Raw genomic sequence first — 20,566 nt, 5'->3', positions numbered from 1 at the left:
ACGGTATCGAGGCCGCGGATGCTAGGACGCGGCAACCATTTGTTCAAGCGCCGCCGTGTCTGGACGGCCGCCCCGCGACACCCGCCGGGCAGCCGGAACGCCTTAATTGGCGCGGTTTTGCTCGCCCGTGGGGCGGACCTGCAGGACGATCCGGCGGCTGTTGCGCACCTCGCGCTCCCACGCGCGCTTTAGCACGAAACGCAGTTCGTAATCGCCGGCCGCGTCGCCAATCACCGCGAAGACCTGGCTGCTGGCCCGGCGTGGCGCGGCGGCGGCCTGGGTTTCCTCGAGCCTGACGCGAACCGCGCCGTTGGCGCCGTCCACGTACCAGGTGGCGCCACTGCCGGGATAGGACGGCAGCGCGATGCGGCAGATCTGCCCGACGTTGCTGGCAAGGCGTTGAGTGCTCATGGTGTGGATCCCCTTTTGCTTTTTTTAAGGAATCCATGGTGCCCTGCAGCACGCGGCGGTCGCTATGCGCCGGGACATCGCCGGGCTGTGACCTATTACCGGCCTGCTACGCGCCCTTGAGAACCAGCGGCAGGCCGGCGGCGACGAAGGTCACCCGCCCGCAGAGGGCTGCCACCGCCTGATTGAGACGCCCGGCTTCGTCGCGGAACAGGCGGCCCAGCAGGCTCTCCGGCACCAGGCCGAGGCCCACCTCGTTGGCCACGAAAATCACCCGCCCCGGCAGCCGCGGAATCAGTTCGAGCAGCGCCGCCCGCTCACGGGCAAAGGCCGGCAGCAACTCGGCACCGGCGGCCGGCGGCAGGTTCTCCGCCCCGTCGAGCAGGTTGGCCAGCCACAGGGTCAGGCAATCGACGACCACGCAGCGGTCTGGCGCAGCCGTCGCCTCAAGGGCCGCCGCCAGCGCACGCGGGGCTTCGACGACGTTCCAGCCGACCGGCCGGTCGGCCTGGTGGCGGGCGATACGCACGCGCATCTCCTCGTCCAGCGCCTCGGCAGTGGCGATCACATGCACGGCCAGGCCGCTGGAGGAGGCGATCTGCTCGGCGTGGCGGCTCTTGCCGGAACGGGCCCCGCCCAGGATGAATTCGGATGACATAAATGGCTCCAACAGATTGACGTTAACGTCAACCCAGTTCGGGAAGTGACTGATTTTGGTGGTATTATCGCAGCCGTTGTCGCCACAAGGCCGAATCGGCCCGGCGATACACGTGCTCCAGGTGCTCCAGCGGCCGTCCAGGCCAGGAGTTAAACGGGAAACAGGTGCGCGCGCTTCCCCGGAAGCCGCAATGCCTGTGCTGCCCCCGCAACGGTAAGCAAGCATCAGACGCCTCACACTGCCACTGGACCCACCGGGTCTGGGAAGGCGATGCGTCCTGTCCGGTCGGCATTGTGCCGCACCGGCTCGGCTTGCGAGCCCGGATACCGGCCTCGATCACACAACAGCGGAAGTGCCACGGGGTGGTGGCGATGCACGCGGCCGTGATCCTGTCTGGCCTTCTGCGGTACCTCCCCTGCGCTTCCACACGCAATCCACCCGAGTCGGCGGGGACGCCACCGGGTCCGGGAGAACCTGACAGATGATCATCCGCCTTTCCACCGCCGCCCTCGCGGTCGCCTCCGCCTTCCCCGCCATCGCGCTTGCCGCCCCGGCCGAACAATCCACCGTCGTCGTTACCGCCACCCGCCAGGCCCAGCGTGCCGACGAATCGCTGGCCGACGTGACGGTCATTGAGCGTGCCCAGATCGAACGCGCCGGCTCGACCTTCTCGCTGCCCGAACTGCTGGCCCGCCAGCCCGGCATCCAGATGTCCTCCAGCGGCGGCCCCGGCAAGGCCACCGACGTCTTCATCCGCGGTGCCAGCCCGCGCCAGACCCTGCTGATCGTGGACGGCATGCGCCTCGGCTCGGCCACCCTCGGCTCCCCGACGTGGCAGGACATCCCGCTGTCGCAGATCGAACGCATCGAGATCGTCCGCGGCCCGGCCTCCGCGCTGTACGGCGCCGACGCCATCGGCGGCGTGATCCAGATCTTCACCCGCAAGGGCGAGGGCGCGCCGAAGGTGGACGCCTTCGTCGGCGTCGGCAGCTACGGCACCCGCGAAACCTCGGTCGGCGTCTCCGGCGGCACCGACAAGCTGTCCTACTCCGTGCGCGGCGGCTATGCCGAGAACGACGGCTACAGCGCCATCTACAGCAAGACCAAGCAGCCCTTCTACTACAACCCGGACAAGGATCCGTACCGCAACAGCAACCTGTCGGCCAAGCTGAGCTATCGCCTCGCCGACGGCCATGAAGTGGGCGCCTCGATCCTCTACGCCACCGGCCGCAACCACTACGACTCGGGCCTCGGCTTCGACAACTTCAGCGACGACGTTCAGAACGTCTGGAACCTGTACAGCCGCAACCGCCTCAGCGACGTCTGGACCAGCACCGTGCGCTTCGGCCAGTCCATCGACGACGCCAAGAATTTCGCGTCCTACGCCCCCAACGGCGCGTCGATCAAGACCACCCAGCAGCAGTTCATGTGGCAGAACGACATCCGCCTGCCGGTCGGCACCCTGCTCGCCGCCTACGAAAACCTGCACCAGAAGGCCGTCAACCAGGACACCTTCGACGTCAGCCGCTCGATCAACTCGGCTCTGCTCGGGTGGACTGCCGGCTTCGGTGCCCACAAGGTCCAGCTCAACGCCCGCCACGACGACAACAGCCAGTTCGGCGGCAAGACCACCGGCTACGCCGGCTACGGCTACCAGATCCTGCCGACCCTGCGCGTGCAGGGCAGCATCGGCAACGCCTTCCGCGCGCCGACCTTCAACGAGCTGTACTACCCCGGCTACGGCAACGTCAACCTGAAGCCGGAGAGCGCCTACAACAAGGAAGTCGGCCTGCTGTGGGAACAGCACGGGCATAACGTCAGCGCCACCTACTTCCGCAACCGCGTCACCAACATGATCGTCAACGATCAGAACTTCATCCCGCAGAACGTCGGCAGCGCCCGCCTCGAAGGCATCAGCCTGGGCTATGGCGGCCAGCTCGCCGGTTTCGACATCGTCGCCAACATCGACTTCCTCGACCCGAAGGATCTGGACACCGGCACGCGCCTGCAGCGCCGTGCCAACAAGACCGGCAACCTGGCGGTCAGCCGCAGCTTCGCCGCCCTCACCGTAGGCGCCGAATGGCAGGGTGCCGGTGGCCGCTATGACCGCACCGGCGAAACCAAGCCGATGGGCGGCTACGGGCTGGTGAATGCCTTCGCCAAGTACGCGCTGAGCAAGGAGCTGGGTGTCGAGGCACGTGCCAACAACATCCTCGACAAGCAGTACGAGACCGCCCTGGGCTTCAAGACGGCCGGCGCCAACGTGTTCTTCGGCGTACGCTACACCCCGCAATAAGCCCATGCACGGAGGGACCATGGCCCACGGGCACGCCACCGCCCAACACCGTCCAGTCAGCATGCGCGGCACGCGCCTGCGTGCCCGGCTGGTCATCGCCGGCCTGATGGCGGCGGCGCTGGCGGCCTTCGCCTGGTCCCTGTCGGCCGGCGCCATGCCAGTATCAATGCAGGACATGCTGGCCGCGCTGGGCAGCGGCGAAGGGGGCATGGAGGCGGACATCGTCCGCCAGCTGCGCCTGCCCCGTGCCATTGCCGCCTTCGCCTGCGGCGGCCTGCTGGCCCTGGCCGGCGCGCTGATGCAGGTGCTGCTGCGCAACCCGCTGGCCGATCCCTACGTGCTGGGCATTTCCGGCGGCGCGGCGGTCGGCGCGCTGGGCGCAATCCTGGCCGGCGCCACCGCCGGCTGGATCGACGGCGGCGCCTTCATCGGCGCCCTCGGCGCCACCTTGCTGGTCTTCGGCCTCGCCCACGGCGACGGCTCGTGGACGCAGACCCGCCTGCTGCTCACCGGCGTCATCGTCGCCTCCGGCTGCGGCGCGGCGGTGGCGCTGATGCTGAGCCTGGCCCCCGAGGGCCGGGTCAAGGGCATGCTGTTCTGGCTGATGGGCGATGCCAGCAGCGCCAGCCGGCCGTGGCCGGCGCTGGCCCTGCTGGGCATCGGCCTGCTGGCCGCCCTGCCCTTCGCCCGCGAACTCAACCTGCTGGCCCGCGGCGAGATCACCGCCCGCGCCCTCGGCGTGCGGGTCGGCCGCCTGCGGGCGCTGGTGTATGGTCTCGGCGCGCTGCTCACCGCCGTGGCAGTGACCACCGTCGGCTCGGTCGGCTTCGTCGGCCTGATCGTGCCGCACCTGGTACGCCTGGCCATCGGCAACGACCAACGCCTGCTGCTGCCCGCCGCCACGCTGGCCGGCGGCGTGCTGCTGTGCGCCGCCGACACCGCCGCGCGCACGGTGGTCGCGCCGATCCAACTGCCGGTCGGCGTGCTCACCGCGCTGATCGGCGTGCCGGTCTTCCTGTTCCTGCTGGCGAGGCATCCGCGATGAAGATGGACGTGCGCCCGGCAGTCCTCGCCACCGACCACCTCACCGTGCAGGTGGGCCGCCGCGACGTGGTGCGGGAACTGGACTTCACGCTGCAGGCCGGAGACACCCTGGTGATCCTCGGCCGCAACGGTGCCGGCAAGACCACCCTGCTGCACACCCTGGCCGGCCTGCGCGACGTCGCCGACGGCACCGTGCTGCTGTCCGGCCAGCCCTACGCCGCCTGGCCGCGCGGCCATGAAGCCTGCCTGCGCGGCCTGCTGGCCCAGAGCCAGCCCGACTTCTTCAGCGCGACGGTGCTCGAAACCGCCCTCGTCGGCCGCCACCCCTACCTGGGCCGCTGGGACTGGGAAGGTCCGGAAGACGAAGCCATCGCACTGGCTGCGCTGGCCAGCATGGGCCTGGGCGACTTCACCGAGCGCCAGGTGCCGACGCTGTCCGGCGGCGAGCGCCAGCGTCTCGCTATCGCCACGCTGCTGGTGCAGCGGCCGCGCCTGTACCTGCTCGACGAACCGCTGGCTCACCTGGACCTGCATCATGAAGTCGCGGTGCTCGACCATTTCCGCGCCCTGGCCGCCTCCGGTGCGGGCGTGGCGATGGTCCTCCACGACATCAACCTGACGGCCCGCTACGCCAGCCACGTGCTGCTGCTCGACGGCGAAGGCGGCCACATCTTCGGCCCGGCCGCCGAGGTGCTCACCACCGAACGCCTGTCAGCCGCCTTCGGCCATCCGCTACGCGCCGTCGCCGATGGCACCGCGACACTGTTCGTGCCGGCCTGACAGCTCCCAAACCTGCACTGTGCCCGTTGTGGCTGTGAGGCAAATTCATTCGCCCCACAAGAAATCCACAGGAAATTCACAAGAAAACCACAAGAACCCAACCCCCAACGAGTCCACAAACACCACCATGACCGACCACAACACCTCCTCCGACACCGAACGCGACGCCCGCCACAAGGCCCGCATGGAACGCAAGAAGGCCGTCGTCGACGCGGCCATTGCCGCCGCCACCGACCAACGCGGCGTGCTGCTGGTGAACACCGGCAACGGTAAGGGAAAGTCCAGCGCTGCCTTCGGCGTGCTGGCCCGGGCCCTCGGCCACGGCCTCAAGGCTGGCGTGGTGCAGTTCGTGAAGGGCCGCTCCGACACCGGCGAGGAAGCCTTCTTCCGCCGTCAGCCGGAGGTCAGCTGGCACGTGATGGGCGACGGCTTCACCTGGGACACCCAGGACCGCAGCGCCGACATCGCCAGCGCCAAGGCCGGCTGGGAACAGGCGCGGGCCTTTCTGCGCGATCCGGAGATCGGCTTGGTGGTACTCGACGAACTCAACATCGTTCTCAAGTACGCCTACCTGGACGTGAACGAGGTGATCGCCGACCTGCAGGCCCGCCCGGCCATGCAGCACGTCATCGTCACCGGCCGTGGCGCACCGGAAGCCCTGATGGCGGCGGCCGACACGGTCACCGACATGGGCGTCGTCAAGCACGCCTTCAAGGCCGGCATCGCTGCCCAGGCCGGCCTGGAGTTCTAAGCGCCGGCTGCGGTAAACCCCGGTTCTGCCGGCCGGGTCGGGCGCGGTAAGCTTGATTCCTTATTTCCGTTTGCCGCCCCGACCGCCATGCACCGCATCGTCTACCTGGAATCCGGCGCGCTGATCGCCGACATCCGCCGCCCCGCCTTCGCCCACCAATGGACCGAATACGAGGCCACCGCCCAGCATGAGGTGGCGGAGCGCCTGGCCGGCGCGACCATCGCAATCGTCAACAAGCGCCAGCTCACCGCCGAGATCATCGCCGGCCTGCCCGACCTGCAGATGGTGGCGATCGCCGCCACCGGCTACAACAACGTGGACCTGGAAGCCTGCCGGGCCCGCGGCATCGTCGTCTCCAACGTGCGCGGCTATGCCCGCGAGACCGTGCCGGAGCACGTGCTGGCGCTGATGCTGGCCCTGTCCCGCCAGCTGGTGCCCTACCACCAGTCGGTGGCCGCCGGGCGCTGGCAGAAGAGCGAGCAGTTCTGCTACTTCGACTACCCGATCCGCGATCTGTCCGGGCAGACCCTGGGCCTCCTCGGCAGCGGTACCCTCGGCCAGGGCGTTGCGCGCCTCGCCGAAGCCTTTGGCATGCGGGTGATCCGTGGCGAGCACAAGGGCGCGACGACCGTGCGTGACGGCTACGTGGCCTTCGAGCAGCTGATCCGCGAAGCCGACGTGATCAGCCTGCACTGCCCGCTCAACGATTCCACTCGCCACCTGATCGGCGCCGCCGAACTGGCGGCGATGAAGCCCACCGCGCTGCTGATCAACACTGCCCGCGGCGGCCTGGTGGACGAGACGGCGCTGGCGAACGCGCTGCGTGCCCGGCAGATCGGCGGCGCCGGTTTCGACGTGCTGACCGAGGAGCCGCCCACCGACAACCCGCTGCTAGCCCCCGACGTGCTCACCGCCGGCAACTTCATCCTCACGCCCCACGTAGCGTGGTCAAGCCGCGAAGCCATGCAAACGCTGGCCGACCAGCTGACCGGCAACATCGAGGCCTTCGCCGCCGGTGAGGCACGCAACCGCCTGGTCTGAAGCCACGCGACCGGGCAGGCACCTGAAATCTCGGGCAGATTCCTTCGCCCTTGCGGCTCAGACCACCTTCTTCGGCCGCCCACGTTTCTTCGGTTCGGCGTCGCCCTTCGCCTCGGGCAGCGGCGCCAGCAATGCGCGGATGTCGTCCTCGCCAAACTTGACGCTGCCCTCGTGGTCCTCGGCGAGGATGCCGGCGGCAAGTTCCGCTTTCTTCTCCTGCAGGCCGAGGATCTTCTCCTCGATGGAGCCGGCCACCACCAGCTTGTAGACGAACACCGACTTGGTCTGGCCGAGGCGGTGGGCGCGGTCGGTGGCCTGGTTTTCCACCGCCGGGTTCCACCACGGGTCGTAGTGGATCACCGTATCGGCGGCGGTCAGGTTGAGACCGACGCCGCCGGCTTTCAGGCTGATCAGGAAGACCGGCACGTCTCCGTCCTGGAACTGACGGACCGGGGTTTCCCGGTCGACAGTGTCGCCGGTCAGCGCCACGTGGCGGATGCGCCGCTCGTCCAGCTCGGCGGCGATCAGCGCCAGCATGCCAGTGAACTGGGAGAACAGCAGCACCTTGCGGCCCTCGTCCACCAGCTCCGGCAGCATGTCCATCAGCAAGTCCAGCTTGGCCCGCTCCTTCACCTTGGCAGCGGCATCGGTCTTCAGCAGGCGCGGGTCGCAGCACACTTGGCGCAGCTTGAGCAGCGCGTCGAGGATGACGATCTGGCTGCGCGCGAAGCCGCGGGCCGCGATCTCGTCGCGCACGCGCTGGTCCATCGTCGCCCGCACCGTTTCGTAAAGATCGCGCTGGCGGCCGTCGAGCTCGACGCTGCGTACCACGATGGTCTTCGGCGGCAGCTCCTTGGCCACCTGTTCCTTGCGGCGGCGCAGGATGAAGGGCGCGATGCGCTTCGCCAACAAATCGCGGCGCACCGTGTCGCCGAACTTCTCGACCGGCGTACGCCAGCGGGCGGTGAAGTCCTTCACGTCGCCGAGGAAGCCCGGCAGCAGGAAGTCGAACTGGCTCCACAGCTCGCCGAGATGGTTTTCCAGTGGCGTACCGGTGAGGCACAGGCGATGCTCGGCGCGCAGCGTACGCACCACCTGGGCGGCCTGGCTGGCGGCGTTCTTCACCGTCTGGGCTTCGTCGAGGATCAGCGAGTGATATTCATGGGCGGCGAGCTGTTCGCGGTCGCGCCACAGCAGCGGGTAGGTGGTCAGACACACGTCGGCGTCGGGGATCTTCGCAAAGGCCTCGGCGCGGCCGCTGCCGCGCAGGCTCAGCACCTTGAGGTCCGGCGCATAGCGCTCCGCCTCCCGCTGCCAGTTGAAGACCAGCGAGGTTGGCAGCACCACCAACGCCGGCTTGGCGAGGCGCCGGCCGCGCTTTTCGACGAGCAGGTGGGCCAGGGTCTGGGCAGTCTTGCCGAGGCCCATGTCGTCGGCCAGGATCCCGCCGAGGCCGTGGCGGCGCAGGTGCTGCAGCCAGGACAAGCCTTCCAGCTGGTAGGGGCGCAGCTCGAGGGCGAAGCCCTTCGGTGCGGCCACCGGCTTGATGACGCCGGCGCCGCGGATGCGCTCGATCCAGCGCTCCAGGCTTTCCAGCCCGCTGGCCCGCCAGCCGTCGCCGAGCACGTCGGCCAGGCGCGGGGCGTCGAAGCGCGATACGCGGATGCTGCCGGACGGGTTGTCGAAGAGGTCCACCAGCGTGCGGGCGATTGGCTTGACCCGCTCGGCGGCCAGCGCGACGCGGTCGCCGTCGTCGAGCTGGACGATCACCTGGCTGTCGTCGGGGATGCGCTCGATCAGCTTGGGGTCGAGCCAGCGCGCATCCTGCTTGAAGACGGCGTGCAGCAACGGCGCCAGGTCCACGCGGCGGCCTTCCACCTCGACGCCGAGGGACACGTCGAACCAGCCCTCGTCGCTCTCCTCGATCTCCACGTGCCAGTCGCTGGCCACCAGCAGGCGATGGCGGAAATCCCGCGGGCACTCGATGTGCCAGCCCACCTCACGCAACACCGGCGCGACGAGGGAGAAGAAGTGGCTCCAGTGGGCTTCGCTTTCAAGCCCGTACAGACCTTCGGTCGGAATGCCCTGACTGATCAGCCAGCCGCGCTTGAGGGGCATGAACCCCGCCGCCAGAAAGGCCTGCCAGGCGGCCTTCTCGGCCTCCGGGTCGCGCTTCACGCGCACCGCGCGGCCGTCCTGCAGGGTCGCCACGTCGTGGGTGGAACCGGGCTCCAGGCGGGCTTCGCCATAGACGAAGGCGGGGCTCGCCACATCGTATTCGCTGCCGCCGAAATCGGCCTCGTAACCGCGATGGCGGCGCCAGCTCCAGCAATAGATGCTGTTCAGCGTCAGCACCGGCCGGCAAGGGGCGTCCACCAGCGGCAATTCGGCACTCTTGCTGCCCTGCGGCGACGGCAGGGCCGGCGCCAGCTCGGCCAGCGCACTGGCTACCACCGGTAGTTCCACCGCCGACAGGGCCGGCAGGGCCAGTAGTTCGGCGATCACCGGTGCATCGTCCACCTGGATGCGGCCGACCTCGCCACGGTTGCTGTCCACATAAACCAGCGGCTCGGTGCGCAGCACCAGCGTGGCAGCCGGCTCGGCGGCCAGGCGGGCCTTGACGCCGCTCTCGCCGGGCACCCATTCCAGCACGGCCGGACGCAACGCACCCCCGCGCAGTGGCTGGGCGTGACTACGGTCGTCCATTTCCAGGTAGCTCCTCCCGGTCGCCACCGCCGCCTCCAGCAGGGCCACGCCCGGCGCCCCTTCGAGCAACGGCCAGCCATAGCCACCACCGAGGCGGTTGGCCTCGCGCAGCAGGCGGAAGACGTACAGGTCCTCGTCGCGCACAAAGGCCGGCGGGCGCAGCAGGGCCTGTTCGTAGTTGGTCCATTCGCTGGCCGAGCCGGTCAGCTCGCCATCGGCCCCGGTACGCGCCTTGACCAGGCTGAACTCCAGGCTCTCGCTGCCCAGCTGGCGGATGATCCGGCACAGGTAGAAGATGCTGTCCCGCGGTGCCGATGCCTTGCGTACCTTGGCGGCCTTGTCCACCCGCTCGCGCAACGTGCGCACCCAGGCCAGCACTTCGGCGCGGGGCTTGTCCACCAGCTTGCCGGGCCGGCGGGCGGCGAGGATCAGCGCCGCGGCGTGCTTGCAGCGGCTGCCCACCGGGCAGGTGCAGCGGGTGTTCAGCTCGATGGAGCTTTCACCGAAGAACTCGCGCCGCTCGATGCGCACGCTGACCCGGTAGGGCACCGGCTCGGAGCCCTGCACCAGGGCCTGCAGCTGGTTGCCGGCCGCCTCGATGTTGCGCACGCGGCCGATGTAGCCGCGGGCGCGGGTCAACGCGTTGGCGGTGAATAATTCACCGAGGAGGGTATCGTCGAGCTGGGCGAGAAGACGTGCGAGATCCATGCCGGCGGTTTCGGGCGGGCGAAAGGCGGAATTCTAGGCGCACTCCGCGCCGCCGCGAAGCTTCAGCCGCGGGCGTCGCGACCGGAATCGAGGGAAAACCCAGCGACGTCGAGCAGCGCCGGCAGGGCTTCGGCGGCACGCAGACGCAGGCGGAAGTCTACTCTCTCACTCAGTGGGGTATGACCCGGGTTGATCTCGATGGTCGGGACTCCGTGCTCGATGGCCCACTGCACGGGCCCCGCGATGTAAGGGAAGGCACTGCCAGTGCCAACCGAGGCAACCAGCTCCGGCCCGGCGGCCAGCACGGTTTCGAAACGGTGCACCGCCTGGTCGGGCAGGTTTTCGCCGAACAGCACCACATCCGGGCGCAGGATGCCACCGCAGTGGGGGCACTCGGGCGGAATCGTCAGGCCGGCGTAGTTATCCACATGGCGGCAGCGCCCGCAATCCACACAACGCAGACGGCGCAGCGTGCCGTGCATCTCGATGACATCGCGGGAGCCGGCCTGCAGATGGAAGCCATCCACGTTCTGGGTCAGCACGGTCACATTGTCGCGCAGGGCTTCGAGACGGGCGATGGCATAGTGGCCGGCATTGGGATGGGCGCCCCGGCAGCTGGCTTCGATCTGCGACAGGAAGCGCCAGGTGATGTCCGGCCGCCGGGCGAACATGGCGCCGGACAGGGCCTGTTCGATGGGCAGGCCGATATCGGTATGCGCATCGTCATAGAGACCGCCGACACCGCGATAGGTCGGCAAACCCGAATCGGCTGACAAGCCGGCACCGGTAATGAACAAAATGCGCCGGGCGGTGGCAAAAAGGCGACCTGCGGCCTCGATTTGGGCAGCGTAGTCGGCTAGGGTATGGTCTGTCATGCTGAATCCCTGACACTAGACGGCGGGAACAGCCCGCCGGACGCAATGTTGCGGCGCATGCCGCCGAAAGGCAAATGCCATATCGCATAAGGACCCGAACGATCGGCGAATCGGGGTCCATCGAGGAGGACCGGAACCACCATGTGCCAGCTACTGGGAATGAACTGCAACACGCCCACCGACATCTGCTTCTCCTTCGCCGGCTTCCAGGCCCGCGGCGGACTGACCGATGTGCATGGCGACGGCTGGGGCATCGCCTTCTTCGAGGGGCGCGGGGTGCGCGTCTTCCTCGATCCCCAGGCCAGCAGCAAGTCGCCGGTGGCCGAGCTGGTGCGCCACTATCCGATCCATTCCCTCAACGTCATCGCCCACATCCGCAAGGCCACCCAGGGCGTGGTGACGCTGGAGAACACCCACCCCTTCCAGCGCGAGCTGTGGGGCCGTTACTGGGTGTTCGCCCACAACGGCAATCTCAACGGCTTCAATCCCGAATTGCGCGGCTATTTCCAGCCGGTCGGGCAGACCGATTCGGAGCGTGCCTTCTGCTACCTGATGGAGTCGCTGCGTCGCCAGTTTCCGGACGGTGAACCGTCGCGGGAAGCGCTCTTCGCGGTGATACGCAGCATCGCCGCCGAGGTGGGCAGCCACGGCGAATTCAACTTCCTGCTGTCCAACGGCACCTGCCTGTTCGCCCACTGTGCATCGCGACTCACCTACATCGTGCGTCAGGCTCCGTTCGACCGTGCCCACCTCAAGGACCAGGACATCACGGTGGATTTCCGCGAGCTGACCTCGCCGGCCGATCGGGTGGCGATCGTCGCCACGACGCCGCTCACCGACAATGAAGACTGGGTTCCCATCGAGCCGGGCAGCCTGCTCCTGTTCGTCGACGGCACGCCGGTGGCCGCCGGTTCTGCAGCCACCCGCGCCTTCATTCGGCAGGAGGCTGCAGCGCGCTGAGGATTAGTGTCAAAATGAGCAGACATTGCTTTCGCATGCGGAAGACGGGCCCTGCCCCCTGCCGCAGACCGGCAATCCGACCGGACCGGAATCGTCCAATACAACCTGACCGCAGCTCATTATCGCCATGCCGACAAGTTCGCCGAAAGACTGCCCCCTATGCTTCCCGGATCCGGAAAACGTGCTCTGGCAGGACGCCAGCTGCCGCGTCATCCGGGTGAATGACAGGGACTATCCCGGCTATTGCCGGCTGATCTGGAATGAGCATGTGGCCGAGATGAGCGATCTATCGCCCGCGGACCAGCGCCATTGCTTCAACATCCTGATGGCCGTCGAGGTGGCCTTGCGCGAGTGCTTCCAGCCCGCCAAGATCAACCTGGCCAGCTTCGGCAATGTGGTGCCCCACCTGCACTGGCACCTGATCCCGCGGGAGCTGGACGACCGCCATTTCCCGGAGCCCGTCTGGGGACAGGTCCAGCGCAGCAGCAGCGGCACGACACGCAACGTGGACGACGCACGGCTGACCCTGGCCATCCGTAATGCAATTGCCGAGCAACTTTCCGGCTGAAGCGGGGACCGTAGCCATGACGGACAGCCTGCAGACCACCTACACCGACCTGCGCAGCGTCGAGCAATACCGCAAACTGCTCAGGAATCTCCACACGCTCAACGCCGGAGAGAGCCACGCCACGCTGGTGCGCATGCTCGAAGGCCTGCTGGCCAGTCCGCTGGGCCCCGAGGAACAGCTCGAGGTCCTCGAGGCATCGCGGCAGACGATCACTTTCGTTCAGCACGAGATGTCGTCCCGCTACGCCGCTCACCCGCTGCCGCCCGACAGCGCCGAAGACGCCACACTGCGACAGGTGGTCCGCCTGTGGTCCGCGCTGAGTACCGCCTACGCCCGCCTGGCCGAAGGCCATGCCAGCAGCTCGGACGAGTTCCGGGCCCAGCTGCCCTTGCTGGCCCAGCGCCGCATCCAGTATCTCGGGCAGATCATCATCGAACATTTCCGCGCCCACCGCTCCGAGCCGCCAGGGGCGTGGAAAGCAGTCCACGACGCCTATCTCGAGGCAGACCGGGCCGGCGCGACGCACAGCCGCGTCATCGACCCACTCAACAACACCTGGAAGGCCCAGAGCCCGGACGAAGCCTATATCGCGCTGCTGCTGGTGGACCTGACCAACCCCTACGGCCGCAATCAACGCGAACTCAACTGGATCTGCCGCTGGGCCCAGCGCTTTGCACCGTATTGCGTCCTGCAGAGCAGTTGGGAGCAGGACGATGTCCGCGCCTACGGCCTGGATCCCAACGAGGATCATGGGCTGCGTCCGATCGCCCTGATCGGCTCGCGTCCCGGCATGCGCCGTTTCGACGGGCATCGCCTGGCCGCACAGATCAAAGCCATGCTGGCGGAATTCAAGCAGGGAACTAGCCCGGCTTCCCTCGGCCTTGGCGACGACTGCTCCCAGCCAGCCTGCGCCCGGCTGCTGGTCTCCCTGTACCGCCCATGGGGCATGTCGGCGGCCGGGCGGCGCTTTCCCCGTCGCAACAAGAAGGGCGAAAACAAAATCTGCACCGACTGGGACGGCATTGGCCTGCTCATCTCAGGGCAACCCTTCGAGCCCCCCAATCGCCGCCAGTTGATGGGCAGCCGCTACGACATCAATGTCATCACCTTCGGCGCACGGGCCGAGGAGAGTGCGACCCCGCCGCTGCTGGATGCCGAAACCGAGGCCATCCGACGTGGTTCGAGCATCGATGCATGGGAAACCGTCGATCACTCGGTGTCGGGCTTCAGGCTGCAGCGCAAGCACCCGGTCCAGCGGATCGAACATCACCAGCTGGTCGGCATCAAGCCCAGCGACGGTACCCATTACCTGCTGGGCCAGGTCAGCTGGCTGATGTACGAACCGGACGGCACGCTGCTGACCGGCATTCACCTGCTGGCGGGCCTGCCGAGCAGTTGCGCGGTGCGCATCACCGGCATCAACGTGAGCCCCAGCGAGCCCTATGTTCAGGGCTTCCTGCTGCCGGAAATCGCCGCGATGCGGGCCCCGGCGACGATCGTGCTACCGGGTGGCTGGTTCCAGGCCGATCGGGTGCTTGAGCTGCACACCACCACGGCCCGGCAGATCCGCCTGACGACCCTGGTGGCGCGAGGCACGAACTTCGACCAGGCAACCTACGAATACGTGCAGCACTGAGCTGGGCGGTTTTACGCCACCAGGCGCCGGACCGGAAAACAGGCAGTGAAGCGACTGCCCCGCCCCGGTTCGCTGTCGATCAACAGGTCGCCCTGATGGCGGCTCAGCACATGTTTGACGATGGCCAGGCCGAGTCCGGTACCACCGGTTTCCCGTGAACGCCCCCGGTCCACCCGGTAAAAACGCTCAGTGAGGCGCGGAATGTGCTCCGGCGCAATCCCGATACCGTCGTCTTCCACCATGTATTCCACCACCGCTCCGCGCTGCCGCCAGGTGAGACGGATGTGGCCGCCGGCCGGTGTGTAGCGCACGGCGTTGATCGCCAGGTTGACAAAGGCGCTGTACAACTCCTTGTTGTTGCCTAGCAGGCGGGCGTGGGTCGAACAGTCCAGACTGATCGTATGGCGACCGCCGGAGACCACCTGCGCCTCCTGCTGAATTTCCCCGAGCAAGGTCCCCACATCCACCGGCTCCTCGTGAAGGATGGGCGCCCCCGTTTCCAGTGCCGACAGGGTCAGCAGATCCTGGATCAAGCGCTGCATCCGACCGGCCTGTTCGGACGCCAGACCGAGGTAATGGCGGATATCGTCCTTCTCCAGATCCTCGAGCCCGTCGATCACGGTCTCGAGGAAGCCGCTCACCACGGTCAGCGGCGTGCGCATCTCATGGGACACATTGGCCACGAAATCGCGGCGCATGGCTTCCAGACGCTCCCCCTGGGTGATGTCCTCCGACATCAGCAGGCGCATGTCGTCGCTGAAGGGCACAACATGGACCATCAGGGTCCGCCCAATCGGACGGCCTGCGGTGAACACCAGGGGTTCCTCGTAATGTCCTCCCTGCAGGTAGCGCACGAAATCCGGCTGACGGACGATGTTGGTCACCGGCGCCCCCTGATCACGCGCCCGATCCAGGCCGAAATGCTGCTCGCCGAGTCGATTGACCCATTCGATGGTGTTGCTCATCGACAGGAACAAGAGGCCGTTGGGCATCGCCTGGCTGGCCTCGCGGAAGCGCTCCAGCGCTGCGGACAGACGCTCCTGCTGGCGGCTGGCGGTACTCGCGCGTCGATTCACGTCGGCGAACACGTAGTCCCACAGGCCGAAGGCACGCGGCAGCGGCGCCGCTTCGTCCACAGGTGTGCGCAACCAGCGGACCAGCTTGAAGAGATTGTTGATGTGGTATAGCCCGACCAGCAGCAATGCCACCGAGAAGGTGGCGAGTGCTGGCACCAGACCGAAGAACACGCCCACCGCCGCCGCCAGCAGCGCGATGACGGTCAGGATCGTGAGAACCGCGACACGGATATAGCTGATCGGCCGGATTTCCGTGACATCTTCCAGAGACAGTCCCACAGATCAGCGCACCGCCGCCGGCGTCTCCTGTTGGGTCGAGAAACGGTAGCCGCTGCCGCGTACGGTCTGCACCAGACCATCGTGACCGCTGGGCTCGAGGGCACAGCGCAGGCGGCGGATGTGCACGTCGACAGTGCGTTCCTCGACGAAAACGTGGTCGCCCCACACCTGGTCGAGCAACTGGGCACGGGAATGGACGCGTTCCGGATGGGTCATCAGAAAATGCAGCAGTCGGAATTCAGTCGGGCCAAGGGTAATCGGGTTGCTGCCGGCTGCCAAGCGGTGCGTCGCCGGGTCGAGGCGCAGACCGCCCAGTTCGACCGGATCCTCGGTGGTTTCCGGTGCCCGGCGACGCAGCACCGCCTTGATGCGGGCCACCAGTTCGCGGGGCGAGAACGGCTTGGTGATGTAGTCGTCGGCCCCCGACTCGAGGCCGAGCACCTTGTCCTGCTCCTCGCCGCGGGCGGTCAGCATGATCAACGGAATGCCGCGGGTACGCTCCTCGCCGCGCAGGCGGCGGGCGAACTCCACACCGGACATGCCGGGCAGCATCCAGTCGAGCAGGATCAGGTCGGGCAGTGCATCACGGACGATGCGCTGGGCAGTTTCCGCGTCCGATGCCCGCACCACATGGTGGCCGGCGCGCATCAGATTGGCGGCGATCAATTCCTGGATAGCGGGCTCGTCTTCGACGAGCAGAATGGTGGCAGGCATGGATACCTCGATGGAATCTCTGAACGCAGGCAGTGTATTTCAGCAACTTGAACTTTTCATGACATGTCACACCCCGTTGCCAGCATGCAATGACAGGCTTCAAGGGGAGCCGGGCCCGCCTTCGAGTATCATTCGCACATTGCCCATTGAGACACGGAGCCCCGCATGGCTGGCCTGCACAAGGACGACCCCATCCCCACCGAGATCAAGTTGCACCAGGTTTCCCACCGGATGGAAATCGCCTTCGACGACGGCAAGCGCTTCGAATTCACCTATGAGTTCCTGCGCGTCTTTTCGCCCTCTGCCGAGGTGCGCGGCCATGGCGTCGGTCAGGAAGTCCTCCAACTGGGCAAGCGCGACGTGGACATCACGCGCCTTGAGCCGGTGGGCAACTACGCAATTCGTCCGGTCTTCTCCGACGGCCATGACAGCGGCCTGTACTCCTGGGACTACCTCTACGACCTCGGCGAAAGGCGCGACGAACTGTGGGAATCCTACCTGCTCCGCCTCGCCACCGAGGGTGGCAGCCGTGATCCGGCCGACCTACCACCGCCGGCCCCGAAATCCGGTGGCTGCGGTCACCACCACTGAATCCTGGTCGTCGGCAGAGTGCCGACGACCCAATGCTTCGCACCCACTTCCAGATCATGAACGACAAGACCACCCACTTCGGCTTCCAGAAAGTGGCCGAATCCGAAAAGGCCAGCAAGGTCCGCGGCGTTTTCTCCTCCGTCGCCAGCAGTTACGACGTGATGAACGACCTCATGTCCTTCGGCCTGCACCGCCTGTGGAAAGCCTTCACCGTACAGATTGCCGGCGTCCGCAAGGGCGACCGGGTGCTCGACGTGGCGGGCGGCACTGCCGACCTGTCCTTGGCCTTCGCCAAAAAGGTCGGCCCTACCGGTCAAGTGTGGCTCACCGACATCAACCACGCCATGCTGTCCCGTGGCCGTGATCGTGTTGTGGATAACGGCTTCCTGTTGCCGGTTGCCCAGTGCGATGCGGAAAAACTGCCCTTCCCCGACGACTATTTCGACGTGGTGACGGTCGCTTTCGGCCTGCGCAACATGACCCACAAGGACCAGGCCATTGCCGAAATGCGCCGCGTGCTGAAGCCGGGCGGCCGCCTGCTGGTGCTGGAATTCTCGAAAGTCTGGAAGCCCCTCGCGCCCGCCTACGACTTTTATTCCTTCAAACTGCTGCCGCTGATGGGCGAAAAGGTCGCAAAGGATGCGGACAGCTACCGCTATCTGGCCGAGAGCATCCGCATGCATCCAGACCAGGAATCCCTCAAGACCTTGATGGAACAGGCCGGGCTGGCCCGCGTCGAATATTTCAATATGACCGCCGGCGTAGTCGCGCTGCACCGGGGTCACAAGCTCTGAACGGATCCCGCCTCCGCACGGATTTCCGCTGCCGGAGTAACAGCCTTGTGCAGCGGGAGCCGAAGGTCACCGCAATTCTTGATGGAGTGGAAATGTTTGCCTCATCGGCCATTGCCGGCCTCAACCATCTGCTTGCCGATGCCCCCTGGGCGCGGGAACGCCTGGCGCCGTATTCCGGGCGGGTCGCCGCAATTCGCCTCAAGCCGCTGGAACTCTCCCTCGGCGTGGATGGCGATGGTTACTTCAACGAAGCCGCCGCCCGAGAACCGGATGTTGCGTTGGACCTACCCCTGAGTTCCCTGCCGAAAGTCCTCGGCGGCGGCATGGACGCGCTGATGGCGGATATCCGCATCAGCGGCAATGCCGACTTCGCCGATACCCTCGGCTTCGTCTTCCGGCAGCTTCGCTGGGACGGTGAGGAAGCGCTGGCCCGACTGATCGGCGACATCGCCGCCCACCGCGCCGTCATGACCGCGCAGGACATCTTCAGCTGGCATCGCCAGGCGACCCACAACATCGTCGACAACCTTGTCGAGTACTACAGCGAAGAACGCCCGGTGCTCGTCAAGCGTCAGTTCCTGGAAGAACTGGCCAACGCCAACGCCGAACTGCGCGATGATCTGGCGCGCCTCGACAAGCGCCTGGGCAAACTCGAAGCGTCTCCCGCCCCCAAGACAGCCCGTTGATACGACACGGCCAACAACTGTGAGTCAGTGAAATTCCGATGGGCGGATGTCAGCACAAACAAAAAGGGCAGTCCTCACGGACTGCCCTTTTTGTTTGCAACCAATCGTCTCGATCAGTGGCCGCGCTTCTTCAGCTTGCTGATCGCCGCAATCTGGGCCAGAGCCGATGCCAGTTCGGACTGGGCCTTGGCATACTCCAGGGCGGAACCCTGGTTCTGCAAGGCTTCTTCCGCCAGACGCTTGGCTTCCAGCGCCTTTGCTTCGTCCAGATCCTTGCCACGGATGGCGGTATCCGCCAGAACCGTAACCAGATTGGGCTGGACTTCCAGCAGGCCGCCGGCCACGAAAACCAGTTCCTCTTCGGTCTGGTTCTGGACCTTGACGCGCACGGCACCCGGTTTGATCCGGGTCATCAGCGGCATGTGGCCGGGCAGAATGCCGAGCTCGCCGGCTTCGCCGGGCAGAGCCACGAATTCGGCCAGACCGGAGAAGATCTGCTCTTCCGCGCTGACGATATCGACGTGAATGGTCATTGCCATAGCTATTTCCTCCTCAAACCGGCGACCTCGCTAGAGAGTCGCCGGGCGATGGTCGCATTGATCAGAGGGTCTTCGCTTTTTCGAAGACTTCTTCGATCGGGCCGACCATGTAGAAGGCCTGCTCGGGCAGGTGGTCCACTTCACCGCTGAGAATCGTCTTGAAGCCCTTGATCGTTTCCTTCAGGGGAACGTACTTGCCGGGGGAACCGGTAAACACTTCCGCCACGAAGAACGGCTGCGACAGGAAACGCTGGATCTTACGAGCGCGGGACACCAGAAGCTTGTCTTCCGGAGCCAGTTCGTCCATACCCAGAATCGCGATGATGTCGCGCAGTTCCTTGTAACGCTGAAGGGTCTGCTGAACGCCGCGAGCGGTGTTGTAGTGCTCTTCGCCAACCACCAGCGGATCGAGCTGACGGGAGGTGGAGTCCAGCGGATCGACTGCCGGGTAGATACCCAGCGAAGCGATGTCACGGGACAGCACGACGGTCGAGTCGAGGTGGAGGAAGGTGGTCGCCGGGGACGGGTCGGTCAAGTCATCCGCAGGCACATAGACAGCCTGGATGGAGGTGATCGAGCCCACCTTGGTGGAGGTGATACGCTCCTGCAGACGGCCCATTTCTTCGGCCAGCGTCGGCTGGTAACCCACCGCAGAAGGCATACGACCCAGCAGCGCGGACACTTCGGTACCGGCCAGGGTGTAGCGGTAGATGTTATCCACGAAGAACAGGATGTCACGGCCTTCGTCACGGAAACGCTCGGCCATGGTCAGGCCGGTCAGCGCCACACGCAGACGGTTGCCGGGGGGTTCGTTCATCTGACCGAACACCATCGCAACCTTGTCGAGAACGTTGGAGTCCTTCATTTCGTGGTAGAAGTCGTTCCCTTCACGGGTACGCTCGCCCACGCCGGCGAACACCGACAGACCGCTGTGCTGCTTGGCGATGTTGTTGATGAGCTCCATCATGTTCACGGTCTTGCCCACACCGGCACCACCGAACAGACCCACCTTACCGCCCTTGGCGAACGGACAGATCAGATCGATAACCTTGATGCCGGTTTCGAGCAGATCGACGGAGGGAGAGAGCTCGTCGAACTTCGGAGCCTTCTGGTGAATGGTCCGGCGCTCGTCGCATTCGATCGGACCAGCTTCGTCGATCGGGCGACCCAGCACATCCATGATGCGGCCCAGGGTGCCGTGGCCCACCGGCACAGCGATACCCTTGCCGGTGTTCGAAACTTGCATGCCACGACGCAGGCCGTCCGAAGACCCCAGCGCAATGGTACGCACAACGCCATCACCGAGCTGTTGCTGAACTTCGAGAACCAGTTCAGAACCTGCCAACTCGAGGGCGTCGTAAATCTTGGGCATCGCGTCGCGCGGGAACTGCACATCCACCACGGCGCCGATGCATTGAACGATCGTTCCTTGACTCATCGTCGTTTCCCCAAACTT

At 66.3% G+C, this 20,566-nt stretch carries 19 protein-coding genes and 1 riboswitch; of the genes, 11 read left to right on the top strand and 8 right to left on the bottom strand.

Translation table 11 applies throughout. The features are described from left to right. Positions 1-102: 102 nt before the first annotated feature. Positions 103-411: a protease inhibitor I42 family protein gene (locus tag B4920_RS10615; protein WP_079434640.1), complete on the bottom strand. Its 309-nt coding sequence runs from the start codon at positions 409-411 to the stop codon at positions 103-105. A 106-nt stretch (positions 412-517) separates the two neighbouring features. Beyond that, a complete protein-coding gene (cobU, locus tag B4920_RS10610; RefSeq protein WP_079434639.1) occupies positions 518-1,066 on the bottom strand; it encodes a bifunctional adenosylcobinamide kinase/adenosylcobinamide-phosphate guanylyltransferase in 549 nt (182 codons plus the stop codon). Positions 1,067-1,168: 102 nt separating this feature from the next. Next, a riboswitch (cobalamin riboswitch) is annotated at positions 1,169-1,416 on the top strand. 131 nt (positions 1,417-1,547) lie between these two features. On the opposite strand from cobU, the gene B4920_RS10605 reads away from it, so the two are divergent. From B4920_RS10605 to B4920_RS10585, 5 genes are all read left to right on the top strand, one after another. After that, positions 1,548-3,362 carry a TonB-dependent receptor gene (locus B4920_RS10605; RefSeq protein WP_079434638.1) on the top strand — a complete coding sequence of 605 codons (1,815 nt, stop codon included), beginning with the start codon at positions 1,548-1,550 and terminating at the stop codon, positions 3,360-3,362. Positions 3,363-3,423: 61 nt separating this feature from the next. Then, a complete protein-coding gene (locus tag B4920_RS10600) occupies positions 3,424-4,407 on the top strand; it encodes an iron ABC transporter permease (RefSeq protein ID WP_079434720.1) in 984 nt (327 codons plus the stop codon). Further along, complete coding sequence (locus B4920_RS10595; RefSeq protein ID WP_079434637.1) at positions 4,404-5,186, top strand: ABC transporter ATP-binding protein; 783 nt, start codon at positions 4,404-4,406, stop codon at positions 5,184-5,186. The genes B4920_RS10600 and B4920_RS10595 overlap by 4 nt, the downstream gene beginning before the upstream one ends. Positions 5,187-5,313: 127 nt before the next feature. Further along, positions 5,314-5,937 (top strand): cob(I)yrinic acid a,c-diamide adenosyltransferase, encoded by a 624-nt coding sequence (gene cobO, locus B4920_RS10590; RefSeq protein WP_079434636.1) that lies wholly within the window; start codon positions 5,314-5,316, stop codon positions 5,935-5,937. Between the two features lie 87 nt (positions 5,938-6,024). Further along, positions 6,025-6,978: a D-2-hydroxyacid dehydrogenase gene (locus B4920_RS10585; protein ID WP_079434635.1), complete on the top strand. Its 954-nt coding sequence runs from the start codon at positions 6,025-6,027 to the stop codon at positions 6,976-6,978. 57 nt (positions 6,979-7,035) lie between these two features. Here the strand turns inward: B4920_RS10585 and B4920_RS10580 are convergent, their stop codons facing one another. Further along, positions 7,036-10,392, bottom strand: coding sequence for a DEAD/DEAH box helicase (locus tag B4920_RS10580; protein WP_079434634.1), 3,357 nt, complete (start codon positions 10,390-10,392; stop codon positions 7,036-7,038). 62 nt (positions 10,393-10,454) lie between these two features. Beyond that, entirely contained in the window at positions 10,455-11,267 is an 813-nt protein-coding gene (locus B4920_RS10575; protein ID WP_079434633.1) for an NAD-dependent deacylase, read from the bottom strand. Positions 11,268-11,408: 141 nt separating this feature from the next. Here B4920_RS10575 and B4920_RS10570 point away from each other — a divergent pair, with 141 nt between their 5' ends. The 3 genes from B4920_RS10570 (at position 11,409) to B4920_RS10560 (ending at position 14,431) form a co-directional block, all read left to right on the top strand. Further along, the gene (locus B4920_RS10570) at positions 11,409-12,227 is read left to right on the top strand and encodes a class II glutamine amidotransferase (protein WP_079434632.1); all 819 of its coding nucleotides are present in this window, start codon (positions 11,409-11,411) and stop codon (positions 12,225-12,227) included. A gap of 127 nt (positions 12,228-12,354) precedes the next feature. After that, the gene (locus B4920_RS10565) at positions 12,355-12,795 is read left to right on the top strand and encodes an HIT family protein (protein ID WP_079434631.1); all 441 of its coding nucleotides are present in this window, start codon (positions 12,355-12,357) and stop codon (positions 12,793-12,795) included. A 16-nt stretch (positions 12,796-12,811) separates the two neighbouring features. Further along, complete coding sequence (locus tag B4920_RS10560) at positions 12,812-14,431, top strand: hypothetical protein (RefSeq protein ID WP_079434630.1); 1,620 nt, start codon at positions 12,812-12,814, stop codon at positions 14,429-14,431. Between the two features lie 11 nt (positions 14,432-14,442). Here B4920_RS10560 and phoR read toward each other — a convergent pair whose 3' ends face one another. Next, positions 14,443-15,786, bottom strand: coding sequence for a phosphate regulon sensor histidine kinase PhoR (gene phoR / locus B4920_RS10555; protein WP_254050903.1), 1,344 nt, complete (start codon positions 15,784-15,786; stop codon positions 14,443-14,445). Between the two features lie 3 nt (positions 15,787-15,789). Next, positions 15,790-16,500, bottom strand: coding sequence for a phosphate regulon transcriptional regulator PhoB (gene phoB, locus B4920_RS10550; RefSeq protein ID WP_079434629.1), 711 nt, complete (start codon positions 16,498-16,500; stop codon positions 15,790-15,792). Between the two features lie 165 nt (positions 16,501-16,665). Here phoB and B4920_RS10545 point away from each other — a divergent pair, with 165 nt between their 5' ends. The 3 genes from B4920_RS10545 (at position 16,666) to B4920_RS10535 (ending at position 18,571) form a co-directional block, all read left to right on the top strand. Beyond that, entirely contained in the window at positions 16,666-17,091 is a 426-nt protein-coding gene (locus tag B4920_RS10545; RefSeq protein ID WP_079434628.1) for a gamma-butyrobetaine hydroxylase-like domain-containing protein, read from the top strand. 56 nt (positions 17,092-17,147) lie between these two features. Beyond that, entirely contained in the window at positions 17,148-17,885 is a 738-nt protein-coding gene (ubiE, locus tag B4920_RS10540) for a bifunctional demethylmenaquinone methyltransferase/2-methoxy-6-polyprenyl-1,4-benzoquinol methylase UbiE (protein ID WP_079434718.1), read from the top strand. Between the two features lie 92 nt (positions 17,886-17,977). Beyond that, positions 17,978-18,571, top strand: coding sequence for an SCP2 domain-containing protein (locus tag B4920_RS10535; protein WP_079434627.1), 594 nt, complete (start codon positions 17,978-17,980; stop codon positions 18,569-18,571). A 113-nt stretch (positions 18,572-18,684) separates the two neighbouring features. Here B4920_RS10535 and B4920_RS10530 read toward each other — a convergent pair whose 3' ends face one another. After that, entirely contained in the window at positions 18,685-19,110 is a 426-nt protein-coding gene (locus B4920_RS10530; protein ID WP_079434626.1) for a F0F1 ATP synthase subunit epsilon, read from the bottom strand. A gap of 61 nt (positions 19,111-19,171) precedes the next feature. Then, positions 19,172-20,548, bottom strand: coding sequence for a F0F1 ATP synthase subunit beta (atpD, locus tag B4920_RS10525; protein WP_079434625.1), 1,377 nt, complete (start codon positions 20,546-20,548; stop codon positions 19,172-19,174). Positions 20,549-20,566 lie beyond the last annotated feature (18 nt).

The organism is Zoogloea sp. LCSB751 (assembly GCF_002028455.1).
Taxonomy (GTDB): Bacteria; Pseudomonadota; Gammaproteobacteria; order Burkholderiales; family Rhodocyclaceae; genus Zoogloea.
This window is presented reverse-complemented; position numbering and strand designations above follow the sequence as displayed.